Annotated in this window: 24 protein-coding genes; all 24 read right to left on the minus strand. The window is 40.9% G+C overall.

The window, feature by feature from the left end; all coding sequences use genetic code 11:
• Positions 1-165: 165 nt before the first annotated feature.
• A complete protein-coding gene (gene miaB, locus ACLD9W_RS06520) occupies positions 166-1,497 on the minus strand; it encodes a tRNA (N6-isopentenyl adenosine(37)-C2)-methylthiotransferase MiaB (protein WP_410841264.1) in 1,332 nt (443 codons plus the stop codon).
• Between the two features lie 280 nt (positions 1,498-1,777).
• Positions 1,778-2,149 (minus strand): hypothetical protein, encoded by a 372-nt coding sequence (locus ACLD9W_RS06525; protein ID WP_410841265.1) that lies wholly within the window; start codon positions 2,147-2,149, stop codon positions 1,778-1,780.
• A gap of 128 nt (positions 2,150-2,277) precedes the next feature.
• Positions 2,278-2,652: a 50S ribosomal protein L17 gene (gene rplQ / locus ACLD9W_RS06530; protein ID WP_410841266.1), complete on the minus strand. Its 375-nt coding sequence runs from the start codon at positions 2,650-2,652 to the stop codon at positions 2,278-2,280.
• 24 nt (positions 2,653-2,676) lie between these two features.
• Positions 2,677-3,660 (minus strand): DNA-directed RNA polymerase subunit alpha, encoded by a 984-nt coding sequence (locus ACLD9W_RS06535; RefSeq protein ID WP_410841267.1) that lies wholly within the window; start codon positions 3,658-3,660, stop codon positions 2,677-2,679.
• Between the two features lie 26 nt (positions 3,661-3,686).
• A complete protein-coding gene (gene rpsD, locus ACLD9W_RS06540) occupies positions 3,687-4,307 on the minus strand; it encodes a 30S ribosomal protein S4 (RefSeq protein ID WP_410841268.1) in 621 nt (206 codons plus the stop codon).
• 20 nt (positions 4,308-4,327) lie between these two features.
• The gene (gene rpsK / locus ACLD9W_RS06545) at positions 4,328-4,723 is read right to left on the minus strand and encodes a 30S ribosomal protein S11 (RefSeq protein ID WP_410841269.1); all 396 of its coding nucleotides are present in this window, start codon (positions 4,721-4,723) and stop codon (positions 4,328-4,330) included.
• 18 nt (positions 4,724-4,741) lie between these two features.
• On the minus strand, positions 4,742-5,104 hold the full coding sequence (gene rpsM, locus ACLD9W_RS06550) for a 30S ribosomal protein S13 (protein ID WP_410841270.1): 363 nt from the start codon (positions 5,102-5,104) through the stop codon (positions 4,742-4,744).
• 55 nt (positions 5,105-5,159) lie between these two features.
• Positions 5,160-5,273 (minus strand): 50S ribosomal protein L36, encoded by a 114-nt coding sequence (gene rpmJ / locus ACLD9W_RS06555; RefSeq protein ID WP_049259016.1) that lies wholly within the window; start codon positions 5,271-5,273, stop codon positions 5,160-5,162.
• An 18-nt stretch (positions 5,274-5,291) separates the two neighbouring features.
• Positions 5,292-5,510 carry a translation initiation factor IF-1 gene (infA, locus tag ACLD9W_RS06560; protein WP_083479444.1) on the minus strand — a complete coding sequence of 73 codons (219 nt, stop codon included), beginning with the start codon at positions 5,508-5,510 and terminating at the stop codon, positions 5,292-5,294.
• Positions 5,511-5,525: 15 nt separating this feature from the next.
• A complete protein-coding gene (gene secY, locus ACLD9W_RS06565) occupies positions 5,526-6,806 on the minus strand; it encodes a preprotein translocase subunit SecY (RefSeq protein ID WP_410841271.1) in 1,281 nt (426 codons plus the stop codon).
• A gap of 9 nt (positions 6,807-6,815) precedes the next feature.
• Complete coding sequence (gene rplO / locus ACLD9W_RS06570) at positions 6,816-7,247, minus strand: 50S ribosomal protein L15 (RefSeq protein WP_410841272.1); 432 nt, start codon at positions 7,245-7,247, stop codon at positions 6,816-6,818.
• Positions 7,248-7,433, minus strand: a complete 186-nt coding sequence (gene rpmD, locus ACLD9W_RS06575; RefSeq protein ID WP_410841273.1) for a 50S ribosomal protein L30 — start codon at positions 7,431-7,433, stop codon at positions 7,248-7,250.
• A gap of 2 nt (positions 7,434-7,435) precedes the next feature.
• Entirely contained in the window at positions 7,436-7,948 is a 513-nt protein-coding gene (gene rpsE, locus ACLD9W_RS06580; protein WP_410841274.1) for a 30S ribosomal protein S5, read from the minus strand.
• Positions 7,949-7,978: 30 nt separating this feature from the next.
• Entirely contained in the window at positions 7,979-8,332 is a 354-nt protein-coding gene (gene rplR / locus ACLD9W_RS06585) for a 50S ribosomal protein L18 (RefSeq protein ID WP_410841275.1), read from the minus strand.
• A 10-nt stretch (positions 8,333-8,342) separates the two neighbouring features.
• Positions 8,343-8,876, minus strand: coding sequence for a 50S ribosomal protein L6 (gene rplF / locus ACLD9W_RS06590; protein WP_410841276.1), 534 nt, complete (start codon positions 8,874-8,876; stop codon positions 8,343-8,345).
• A 13-nt stretch (positions 8,877-8,889) separates the two neighbouring features.
• On the minus strand, positions 8,890-9,282 hold the full coding sequence (gene rpsH / locus ACLD9W_RS06595) for a 30S ribosomal protein S8 (RefSeq protein ID WP_410841277.1): 393 nt from the start codon (positions 9,280-9,282) through the stop codon (positions 8,890-8,892).
• A gap of 13 nt (positions 9,283-9,295) precedes the next feature.
• The gene (rpsN, locus tag ACLD9W_RS06600; RefSeq protein ID WP_410841278.1) at positions 9,296-9,601 is read right to left on the minus strand and encodes a 30S ribosomal protein S14; all 306 of its coding nucleotides are present in this window, start codon (positions 9,599-9,601) and stop codon (positions 9,296-9,298) included.
• 2 nt (positions 9,602-9,603) lie between these two features.
• Entirely contained in the window at positions 9,604-10,143 is a 540-nt protein-coding gene (gene rplE, locus ACLD9W_RS06605) for a 50S ribosomal protein L5 (RefSeq protein ID WP_410841279.1), read from the minus strand.
• A gap of 3 nt (positions 10,144-10,146) precedes the next feature.
• On the minus strand, positions 10,147-10,482 hold the full coding sequence (gene rplX, locus ACLD9W_RS06610) for a 50S ribosomal protein L24 (protein ID WP_410841280.1): 336 nt from the start codon (positions 10,480-10,482) through the stop codon (positions 10,147-10,149).
• Positions 10,483-10,493: 11 nt separating this feature from the next.
• The gene (rplN, locus tag ACLD9W_RS06615) at positions 10,494-10,862 is read right to left on the minus strand and encodes a 50S ribosomal protein L14 (protein ID WP_410841281.1); all 369 of its coding nucleotides are present in this window, start codon (positions 10,860-10,862) and stop codon (positions 10,494-10,496) included.
• 207 nt (positions 10,863-11,069) lie between these two features.
• The gene (rpsQ, locus tag ACLD9W_RS06620) at positions 11,070-11,333 is read right to left on the minus strand and encodes a 30S ribosomal protein S17 (RefSeq protein WP_410841282.1); all 264 of its coding nucleotides are present in this window, start codon (positions 11,331-11,333) and stop codon (positions 11,070-11,072) included.
• On the minus strand, positions 11,333-11,524 hold the full coding sequence (gene rpmC, locus ACLD9W_RS06625; RefSeq protein WP_410841283.1) for a 50S ribosomal protein L29: 192 nt from the start codon (positions 11,522-11,524) through the stop codon (positions 11,333-11,335). Before rpmC ends, rpsQ begins: the two co-directional genes overlap by 1 nt.
• Complete coding sequence (gene rplP, locus ACLD9W_RS06630) at positions 11,524-11,940, minus strand: 50S ribosomal protein L16 (protein WP_410841284.1); 417 nt, start codon at positions 11,938-11,940, stop codon at positions 11,524-11,526. The genes rpmC and rplP overlap by 1 nt, the downstream gene beginning before the upstream one ends.
• The gene (gene rpsC / locus ACLD9W_RS06635) at positions 11,924-12,619 is read right to left on the minus strand and encodes a 30S ribosomal protein S3 (protein ID WP_410841285.1); all 696 of its coding nucleotides are present in this window, start codon (positions 12,617-12,619) and stop codon (positions 11,924-11,926) included. Before rpsC ends, rplP begins: the two co-directional genes overlap by 17 nt.
• Positions 12,620-12,625: the final 6 nt, after the last annotated feature.

Below are 12,625 nucleotides of genomic sequence, written 5' to 3' on the forward strand. Positions count from 1 at the left end.
AGCGGTTCGATGGCTGCCCACTGGGCATCGGATAGGGTATATCTGGTCATATCTGTATGATACTGTGAAAAATTGAATGTCAACAGACCCTAGGACAGCCCCATATTTTTTTGCAGCTTTATGTTAAACGTCCTTTTTACGCTGTAAGTGCCACTATTATCCGTCTCAGGTATCCGCAAACAGTTTGCCCCGCAGCGAGAAGGTGAAAGCTTTGGTAATTTCGATATCAACCATTTCATTAATCAGGTCAGGGCTGCCGGTAAAATTGACGACGCGGTTGTTGGTCGTGCGCGCCTGTAATTGGTCGGGATCTTTTTTCGACACGCCTTCAACCAGGCAGCGCTGTACAGTACCGATCATGGTTTGGTTGATGCGTGCGGTTTCAGCCTCGATAACTTCGTTCAGCGCTTCGAGGCGGCGCACTTTTTCTTCATGCGGGGTATCGTCGTGCAAACTAGCTGCCGGTGTGCCGGGACGGGGGCTGTAGATAAAGACAAAGCTCAGGTCAAAGGCGATGTCTTTCACCAGTTTCAGGGTCTGCTCAAATTCGCGCTCGGTTTCGCCGGGGAAACCGACAATAAAATCGCTGCTCAGGCATAAGTCCGGGCGGATGGCGCGCAGTTTACGGATGATGGATTTGTATTCGAGAGCGGTATAGCCGCGCTTCATGGCCGAGAGGACGCGATCGGAGCCGCTTTGAATCGGCAGGTGCAGATGGGAAACGAGTTTGGGCAGGTCGCGGTAGCACTCGATGATGGCATCGGAAAATTCGCGCGGGTGGCTAGTGGTGAAGCGGATGCGCTCGATACCGGGGATTTCATGGACGATGCGCAGCAAAGTGGCAAAATCACAGATACCGCCGTCGTCCATTGGGCCGCGATAGGCGTTGACGTTTTGTCCCAACAAATTGATTTCTTTTACGCCTTGTTGCGCCAAGCCTACAATTTCGGTAAGCACATCGGTAAGCGGTCGGGAAAATTCTTCGCCACGCGTATAGGGAACGACGCAGAAAGAACAATATTTTGAGCAGCCTTCCATAATGGAGATAAACGCAGCGCCGCCGTCTACGCGGGCGGGAGGCAGATGGTCAAATTTTTCAATCTCGGGGAAAGAGATATCGACCTGCGGACGGCCGGTGTGTTTTTTGTCGTCAATCAGCTTGGGCAGGCGGTGTAAGGTTTGCGGGCCAAACACGACGTCGACAAAGGGAGCACGCTTGACAATCGCTTCGCCTTCCTGGGAGGCAACACAACCGGCCACGCCGATAATCAAATCAGGATTTTTATCCTTTAGCGGACGAACGCGCCCCAAATCGGAAAATACTTTTTCCTGCGCCTTTTCCCGAACGGAACAAGTATTAAATAAAATGATATCGGCCTCATCAGGTTCGGATACTTGTTCGATGCCTCCATGTTCTTCTTCCAAAACGGAAAGCATTTTTTCGCTGTCGTACTCGTTCATTTGGCAGCCGAAGGTGCGGATAAAGACTTTTTTCATGGTTTGGTTCTTTCTCAGGTTGCCCGTAATTGCGGGGCTGATTGTTGTAAAAAGCGGCGGATTATAGAGCAATTTTCTAAAAAATAAAATCAAATCACTAGATTACGCTTTATTACCATCTACAGACAGGAGTCAAAACGACAACCACCATGGTGGGTAAATATTCAAACAATCAACCCGGATACATAACTGCCGTTATGTATTCGGGTTTGAAATTGTGCGCACTGATTTATTGCAAAATTTATTTTAACCAATCCTGCTGTATTAAGAGAAAAGCGATCTATTTTCTTTGTTTCAACTCTTCGCGTTCTTTCGGCGTTAAAATCCAAACCTCCTTAACTTGCCCTTGGCTATCAAAAAACACACCCACAGGCTGTCCCACATGGGTAGGTAATTTGTTTTTCGTAATAAACCGATTATATGTATCTTTAATCCGAATACTACCCAAAGCCTCCGCTTCAGTTCTATTGTTATCAACAATTCCCAAAGTCAGGATCTGCGTCCACGTCCATCCATCACCTGCAAGCACAACATTAGGATAATCAACCTTTTTTAGAACAGCTAAACGTATATCCTTCGGCAGAAATCTACCTGCCACAGCCATTTGCGAGCTAAGCAACAGTACGCAGGACAATAAAATCATTTTTTTCATAAAGCACCCTTTCTGTTCAATTTGTGCGAAAGAATTATAGCCAATTTATCTGTCAGTATGCCCAAAACTCATACCCCACATAACTTTACAGAAAAATAAAACCGATCCCAAAGAATCGGTTTTTCTACTTATTCAGCAACTGTTTCTGCTTTATCCACTAACTCAATTAGGGCAAGAGGGGCATTATCGCCCTTACGGAAACCGCATTTCAAAATGCGTAAATATCCGCCATTACGGTTAGCAAACCTCGAACTCAGATCATCAAATAATTTAACTACCACATCGCGATCGCGAGTACGGTCAAATGCCAAACGTCGATTAGCCAAAGAAGGCTTTTTACCTAAAGTAATCAACGGCTCTACTATACGACGCAGTTCTTTTGCTTTTGGCAAAGTCGTCACAATAGTTTCATGGGTAAGCAACGAATTGGCCATGTTACGTAACATAGCTGCACGATGGCTGCTGGTACGATTTAATTTACGGTTTCCATTACGATGACGCATGTCATTTTCCTTTAATATTCAAACTTACGGCTTGTCCAAGCCTACAGGAGGCCAAGAATCAAGTTTAGATCCTAATGTCAAACCTTTTGAAGCTAATACTTCTTTGATTTCATTCAAAGATTTTCTACCCAAATTTGGTGTTTTTAACAACTCCGTCTCAGTACGTTGAATCAAATCACCAATATAATAGATATCCTCCGCCTTCAAACAATTTGCCGAACGAACTGTTAGTTCCAAATCATCTACGGGACGCAACAGTATGGGATCAATGGGAGGAGTTTTTTCCTCTACTTCCTCCAAAGCAGTGCCCTGTAAATCAGCAAAAATCGACATCTGATCGATAAGAATACGTGCTGCGCTACGAACAGCCTCTTCAGGCTCTAAAGAGCCGTCCGTTTCAATGTCTAAAATCAAACGATCCAAATCGGTTCTCTGTTCAACCCTCGCAGATTCAACTTCAAAACTAACCCGACTAATCGGTGAAAAACTGGCATCTAGATAAATAGCGCCAATACTGTTCTCACCCCGAGCTTCACGAAGACCAGAAGCAGGTTGATAACCACGACCCCGTTCTACTTTGATTTCCATCTCAATACTGCCATTCTCAGCCAAATGGCAAATCACATGTTCAGGATTGATAATTTGAACATCATGAGGCAAATCAATATCACGAGCCAGTACTGCGCCCACGCCTGATTTTTTTAACTTTAAGTGAACTTCATCACGCCCGTATAGCTTAAAAACAACACCCTTAATATTCAATAAAATATCGACAACATCTTCTTGAATACCATCCAATGTTGAATATTCGTGAAGCACACCTGCAATAGAAACCTCTGTCGGAGCAAACCCATCCATGGATGACAGTAAGACACGGCGCAAAGCATTACCAAGAGTATGACCAAAACCACGCTCAAATGGCTGCATAGATACTCTTGCCCTTATCGCAGAAATAGTATCTACATCAATATGCCGTGGTTTTAAGAATTCGGAAGTGCTATTTTGCATTAAACTGTCCCTCATTAGGCTAGCTTCTATTTAGAATAAAACTCTACCACTAGCTGCTCATTAATATCACTAGTCAACTCGGAGCGATCTGGCCTAGTTTTAAAAATACCTTCCATTCTTGTTGTATCAACTGACACCCAATTTGGAAAACCTATTTGTCCAGCCAAATTTAAAGCTTCTTGAATTCGAACCTGCTTCTTTGCCTTTTCTCGAATCGAAACCACATCACCGACACGTACTTGATATGAAGGAATATTAACAACCTGTCCATTTACAGCAACTGCTTTATGTGAAACAAGTTGGCGAGCCTCTGCCCTAGTTGAACCAAATCCCATCCTATAAACAATATTGTCTAAGCGAGACTCTAATAATTGTAGTAAAAGTTCACCAGTAGAACCTCTTTGACGATCGGCTTCGGCAAAATAACGTCTAAATTGGCGCTCTAAAACCCCGTACATACGACGGATTTTCTGCTTTTCACGCAACTGCAAGCCATAGCCTGAAAGACGGTTTTTTTTAGCACCATGTTGACCAGGAACAGTATCAATTTTACATTTCGATTCTAATGAGCGACGTGCACTTTTTAAGAATAAATCAGTACCTTCTCTACGAGAAAGTTTACATTTAGGACCTATATAGCGTGCCATATCTTAAATAACTCCAAATATTAAATTCTGCGTTTTTTCGGGGGACGGCAACCATTGTGTGGCAAAGGTGTTACATCCGTTATACTGGTAATCTTAAAACCAAGTGCATTAAGTGCACGAACTGATGACTCCCGACCAGGACCAGGACCTTTAATACGAACTTCTAAATTTTTTACACCATACTCCTGTGCAATCTTGCCGGCAGATTCAGCAGCAACCTGAGCTGCAAAAGGTGTACTCTTGCGAGAACCCTTAAAACCTGCACCTCCAGAAGTTGCCCAAGACAATGCATTGCCTTGACGATCAGTAATGGTAACTATCGTATTATTAAAAGAGGCATGCACATGTACGATACCTTCGTTAACAGTTTTACGTATTTTTCTACGTACTCTAGCTGCTGTATTTGCTTTAGCCATTAAATAAATCCTTAAAAATTACTTTTTGCCTGCAATTGCTTTACGTGGGCCTTTTCGAGTACGAGCATTCGTTTTAGTCCGCTGCCCCCTACAAGGCAACCCACGACGATGACGAAAACCCCGATAACATCCCATATCCATTAATCGTTTAATAGACATTGTCACTTCACGGCGTAGATCCCCTTCAACTTCGTACTTAGCAACTTGCTCCCTCAAAGATTCCAATTGTGATTCATCAAGATCTTTAACTTTAACATCAAATGACACACCAGCCGCCTCACAAATTGACTTGGCACGAGTAGCGCCAATGCCATAGATTGTTTGCAAACCAATCACAATATGTGCGTTATTAGGGATATTCACCCCTGCAATACGAGCCATAAATATTCCTTTATCTATAAGATTCTTTAATTAAATCTTAAATTTTAATCTATCCTTATCCTTGGCGCTGTTTATGCCTTGGATCAGTACAAATAACACGAACCACTCGATTACGCCTAATAACTTTACAGTTACGGCAAATTTTCTTAACAGATGGCTGTACGCGCATTTTTATTTCCTTTAAAAATTATCTAGCTCGAAATACGATACGTGCACGAGATAAATCATAAGGCGTAAGTTCGACAGTCACCTTATCCCCAGGAGAAATGCGGATGTAATGCATACGCATCTTTCCTGAGATATACCCCAAAACCACATGTCCATTTTCTAGCTTCACTTTGAAAGTTGCATTTGGGAGTGTTTCCAAGATCTCTCCCTGCATTTGTATTGTATCTTCTTTTGCCATTCCATTTACCAACTATTAATTTAACCTATTAGTACGACTCATCAGACTTTCATATTGCTGAACCATACCATATGAAGATATCTGAATATTGAAATCCATTGTTACAACAACAAGAATCAAAAGTGACGTACCACCCAACGCAAATGAGATATTAAAAAAAGATATAAAAAGCTCAGGGATTAAACAAACTATTGTAATATAAATTGCTCCCCATAATGTCAATCTGGTTACCACAGACTCAAGATAAAATGCGGTCTGAGCACCAGGCCGAATGCCAGGAACAAATGCACCACCTTTTTTTAAATTTTCAGCCATTTCTTTAGGGCTAAACATCAAAGCCGTATAAAAATAACAGAAAAAAATTACAGATGATGCAAATAGTACTATATAACCAATAGTGCCATGTTGAAAACTCAAAGCAAACTTCTGAAGTTCAGAATAACTATTTCCCAACCAATTAACTATAGTTACAGGAAAAAGAATAACACTTGAAGCAAAAATTGGAGGTATTACACCCGCCATATTTAATTTAAATGGTAGATGCGCTCCCTGCCCCCCCCCTAAAATTTGTCTCCGAGCATAATGGATAGGAATTTTTCTTAACGCAGATTCAAAAAATACAACTATATATATTAATACAATAGCTGAAAATAGAATAAACAAAACTGAAAGCAACTTGCCAGAAACAGTCATACTCCATAATTGAACTATCCCTGATGGAATTCCAGCACAAATACCAGCTGTAATAATTAAAGAAATTCCATTTCCAATGCCACGTTCTGTAATCTGCTCTCCTAACCACATTAAGAACATAGTGCCTGTTACCAAACAGATCAGAGCTAAAAAATAAAACTCAACCTGAGGAATAACAATAACTCCCTGCTGAAAAACAAATGTTGCAGCTACAAAACCTTGAAAGATAGCAAGAATAACAGCAGAAAATCTAGTGTATTTAGTGATCTGCTTTCTTCCTATATCACCTTCCTTCTTTAAAGCTTTCAAAGAAGGAATAATTTCCGAGGCAAGCTGCACAATAATAGAGGCAGAAATATAGGGCATAATCCCAATCGCAAAAATACTAAATCTTTCTAACGATCCGCCAGAAAATATATTCAGCATTCCCAAAATTCCACTACTCTGACCTTTATAAATTTCTGCAAGGGCAGAAGTATCAACACCAGGTACTGGAATATGTGCACCAATTCTAAAGACTATCAGTGCCGCCAATAAAAACAGCAATCTATTCTTTAATTCAACAGATCTAAATAGTCTCAAAATCAGCTGTCTATTTGCCACTATGCTATCCTATTCTACCCGTCCACCAGCAGCTTCAATAGCTTGTTTAGCTCCTGCTGTTACTTTCAATCCTTTAACTACAATAGACTTTTCAATTGAGCCATTTGCAATAACTTTTACATACTGTACACAGGAGGAAACTATTCCAGCTTTCTTTAGCGCTAGTAAATCAACTTGTTCAATATCAAGTAATTGCAGCAAGTTCAAAGAAATTTGCTCAGTTAGTTTTGCAGAGGATGACTTAAAGCCTCGCTTTGGTAAACGCCGTTGCAATGGCATTTGCCCACCTTCAAAACCTATTTTATGGAATCCTCCTGTTCTACTTTTTTGACCCTTATGGCCGCGACCAGCTGTTTTTCCTAGTCCACTACCAATACCTCTACCTACGCGGCGTCTTGCATGGACAGCCCCTAATGCGGGATGTATCGAATTCAAATACATTTAATACTCCACTTTCAAAAGATAGCTAATCTTATTAATCATTCCAATATTCTCAGGCGTATTTAAAACCTCAACGCTATGATGCCTATGCCGCAATCCTAGCCCTTTAGCGCATGCACGATGGACTGCTATCGTCCCAATTAAACTTCTTATTAATGTTATTTTTATTTTTTTGGTTTCAGACATTATTACTTAACCTCCCAAAAATCTTCCACGGATAAACCTCTCTTAGCAGCAATCTCCGATGGAGTATATAATTTCCCCAAACCATCAAAGGTAGCTCGCACGATATTATATGGGTTCGTAGAACCGTGAACCTTGGCTGAAATATTATGAATTCCCAATGCATCAAATATTAAACGCATCGGACCACCAGCTTTTACACCACTACCATCTTTAGCGGGCTGCATGAATACACGTGTAGCACCATGTTTACCAATAACTTCGTGATGAATTGTACCATTTTTAATAGGAACCCTTATCATTGATCGCCGAGCCTGATCCATAGCCTTTTGAACAGCAACAGGAACTTCCTTAGACTTACCTTTGCCCATTCCAATTCTGCCATCCCCATCACCGACTACTGTCAACGCAGAGAAAGCCATGATTCGGCCACCTTTAACTACCTTTGTAACACGATTCACGGAAATCATTTTTTCTATAAGACCATCACCACGATCTTCAATTTCATGTTTTGCCATATTTTCGATATCTCCAACTTACATCATATTTTAAAAAGCTAAGCCATTTTGACGCGCTGCCTCTGCCAAAGCTCTAATACGACCATGATATTGAAAACCAGAACGATCAAAGGCAACCCGATCAATACCAATCAACTTTGCTTTTTCTGCAATACGTTTGCCAACCACGGCTGCAGCAGCAATATTTCCAGTAGACTTCAACTGACTTTTAACGTCAACTTCTAAAGTAGAAGCTGATGTTAAGACAGAACTTCCATCACTGCTAATTATTTGAGCATAAATATGCTCGTTTGTTCGCAACACACACAAGCGCACCATTCCTAACTCAGAAATACGAATCCGAGTTTTTCTGGCACGACGAAGTCTAGCTATATGCTTATCCATTTTTAAATCCTTATTTCTTTTTCGCCTCTTTCATGACCACAACTTCGCCAACATAGCGAACCCCCTTCCCTTTATAGGGCTCTGGAGAACGAAAAGCTCGTATTTCAGATGCTACCTGACCAACAGCCTGCTTATCCGCACCAAACAATACAATTTCTGTTTGAGATGGAGTTTGAACTGTTACCCCTTTAGGCATTTGATATACAACAGGATGAGAAAAACCCAATGATAAATTCAAAATATTACCCTGCGCTTGCGCCCTGTAACCCACACCTATCAGCTGAAGCCTCTTTTCAAACCCTTCGGCGACACCTTTAACCATATTAGCCACTAGAGCACGAATGGTTCCAGATAAGGAATCTGCCTCTCTATTATCATTTATAGGAATAATAGCAAGTTGCCTATCAGAAAATACTATATTTACCTTACGGGGCAAAGACAAAGTCAACTGACCATTCTTCCCTTTTACTGTCAAGACCTCTGATTCAATTTTTATATCTACTCCAGCAGGGATTACCACTGGATTTTTTGCTATACGAGACATCTTTCCTAACCTCCTAAGCTACTATACACAACAGCTCGCCACCAACACCTTCAGATCGAGCTTTTCTATCCGTCATAACTCCTTTAGAGGTACTTAAAATGGCAATTCCCAAACCATTCATTACAGTAGGGATTGCAGCGGATGCCTTATAAACTCGCAAACCAGGCCGAGAGACTCGTTTTATCTGCTCAATAACAGGACGTCCTGAATAATATTTTAATTCAATGACTAACAAAGGTTTATCATCAGTAGAAACTATGAAGTTCTCGATATATCCCTCATCCTTCAATACGGAAGCTATTGCTTTTTTTAATTTAGACGAGGGCATTTGTACAATGGCCTTCCCTGCACGCTGCGCATTACGAATGCGTGTCAGCATATCTGAAATAGGATCATGCATACTCATTTTAATCTCTCCATTACCAGCTAGCTTTGATTACACCAGGAATCTCACCGCGCATAGCAATTTCACGAATTTTTATACGGCCTAAACCAAACTTACGAAATGTACCACGAGGCCTACCAGTTAAAGCACAACGCCGCCTTTGGCGAACAGGCAATGCATTTTTAGGTATACTTTGCAATTTCAAACGTGCTTCAAACTTCTCAGCATCCGTTGCATTTGAATCATTGATAATGGAAAAAATAGCAGCGCGCTTTTTCTCATAACGCTTGGCAAGAGCAAGCCTTTTTACTTCTCGATTAATAAGAGCTTTCTTAGCCATAATTAACCCTTGAATGGAAATTTAAACAATGCCAACAATGCCTTGGCCTCTTCATCTGTCTTAGCAGAGGTTGTAATGGTAATATTAAGGCCTCTTATAGCATCAATTTTGTCATACTCTATCTCAGGAAAGATAATTTGCTCGCGAATACCCATATTGTAATTACCACGACCATCAAATGATCTGTTATTTACCCCACGAAAATCTCTAACACGAGGCAAAGCTATAGTAATCAAGCGATCCAAAAACTCAAACATTCGTTCACGACGCAAAGTTACTTTACATCCAACGGGGTAGTTATCGCGAATCTTAAATCCTGCAATAGATTTACGAGCCACAGTAACAACAGGTTTTTGCCCTGATATCATCTCCAAATCAGAAACTGCATATTCCATGACCTTCTTATCAGCAACAGCTTCCCCCACCCCCATATTTAAAGTAATCTTTTCAATACGAGGCACCTCCATGACACTCTTGTACCCGAACTGCTTTATCAATTCAGGCACTACAATACTATTATAAAAATCTTTTAACCGAGCCATCAATCAACCCTCTAAAGTATTAACTATAACACCGCTAGATTTAAACACCCGCACCCGCTGCATCGCTCCATTCTCATTTTCAATAAATTTAATACAAATACGATCAGCCTTATTAGTACTCGGATTTAAAACGGCAACATTAGATATATCTAACGACAAACTTTTAACAATAATACCACCCTCGACACCTCGAGCAGGATTAGGTTTCACATGCTTTTTCACAAGGTTAATACCATCTACTAAGATTTTTGAACCTTTGATGCAAGTTACGATACCGCTCTTACCTTTATCCTTACCTGCCAGAACAATAACGCGGTCACCTTTAATAATTTTATTCACGCACAATTCCTTTACAGAACTTCTGGAGCCAGAGAAACAATTTTCATAAACTTTTCAGTACGCAACTCTCGCGTCACTGGCCCAAAAATACGTGTACCCATGGGCTCCAATTTATTATTCAATAACACGGCAGCATTATTATCAAACTTTATTAATGCTCCATCAGCCCGACGCACACCTTTTGCAACTCGAACCACAACAGCATTATAAACATCACCCTTTTTAACACGACCTCGCGGAGTAGCATCTTTTACAGCAACTTTGATAATATCACCAACACTTGCATAACGGCGCTTCGACCCACCCAATACCTTAATGCACATCACTCGACGAGCACCAGAATTATCAGCCACATCTAAGACTGTTTGCATCTGAATCATATTTTTACCTTTTTTCTAAAATCCAACTTAACTTGCTATTTTAAATTTAAATACAAATTATTTGTTTAATTTAAAATTAAATGAGATTGAGCAAGCCAGTTTTGGCCCCAAAGGGAAGAAACTTTCAAGAAAAGAAAGCTAAAAACGAAGTTTACAGATTTTTTTACTAAACCGCAAGCTTCGTTTTGTCCAAAAATTTAAATCTATCTATACAGCACGTGCCTTTTCAACAAGCCCAGCCACCACCCACGCTTTCGTCTTAGAGATAGGTTTACTTTCTTCAATAAGCACTATATCTCCAACGTTATATTGGTTAGCTTCATCATGAGCATGGATTTTAGTTGAGCGACGAATAACCTTCCCATATAAAGGATGCTTAACTTTACGCTCAACAAGCACAGTGACTGTTTTGTCCATTTTATTACTGATTACCTTGCCTTGCAAAGCACGGACATTTTTTAAATGCTCCATTATTCTACATCCTTTTCAGCCAAGATAGTTTTAATACGAGCAATCTCACGACGAGCTTTTTTCAGTTCACTTGATTTGCTTAATTGTCCTGTAGCATTTTGCATACGCAAACCAAATTGAAATTTTAACAATTCAAACAGATGATTATGCAATTGCTCAACAGATTGATTTCTTAGTTCACTAACTTTCATTATTTACCCACCTGTTTGACTACAAACACTGTTGGAATGGGTAGTTTAGCTGCGGCCAATGCAAATGCCTCTCTAGCCAATGACTCAGCAACCCCATCCATTTCATAAAGTATCTTACCAGGCTTAATTTCTGCCACATAATATTCGACAGAACCTTTACCACCACCCATACGCACTTGAATAGGCTTTGCAGTAATTGGTTTATCAGGAAATACCCTAATCCAAATACGTCCGCCACGTTTGATATGGCGAGTCATTGCACGTCGAGCAGCTTCAATCTGTCTAGCAGTCAATCGTCCGCGCCCCACAGATTTTAAACCAAAATCACCAAAGCTTACCGAGTTACCACGCGTAGCGATACCAGTATTTCTGCCTTTGTGTTGCTTGCGATATTTTAGTCTAGTTGGCTGCAGCATTTTTACCTGCCTTTCTGCGTTTACTATCCAACTCAGATTTCACCTGAGTCGATTCTTTGCCTTCACCCGTATAAACCCAAACTTTCAAACCAATCACACCATAGGTTGTATGAGCCTCACTAGTTGCATAATCAACATTGGCACGCAAAGTATGCAATGGAACCCGCCCTTCGCGATACCACTCGCTACGGGCAATATCGGCACCATTGAGTCGGCCTGACGTCATAATTTTAATGCCTTTTGCACCAACCCGCATAGCATTTTGCATTGCACGTTTCATGGCACGACGGAATTGGACACGTTTTTCCAACTGTTGAGCGATACCATCAGCAATAATTTGCGCATCCAACTCAGGCTTCCGAATTTCTTCAATATTGACATGAACGGGCACACCCAAGAGGTTTTGCAAATCACGCTTCAATATTTCAATATCCTCGCCTTTACGGCCAATAACCATACCAGGCCTAGCAGAGAAAATTGTTACACGAGCAGATTTTGCAGGTCGTTCAATAACGATACGACCAACAGATGCATTTGCCAATCGTTTATGCAAATACTCTCTAACATCAATATCCTGTTTCAAAACGGTTGGGAAATCACTATTTTTAGCAAACCATTTTGAAGACCAGTCCTTATTTACCGCCAAGCGAAAGCCAGTCGGATGAATCTTTTGTCCCATAGCTTT

Source organism: Neisseria sp. WLZKY-1, assembly GCF_046546535.1.
In the GTDB taxonomy this organism is placed as follows: Bacteria; Pseudomonadota; Gammaproteobacteria; order Burkholderiales; family Neisseriaceae; genus Neisseria.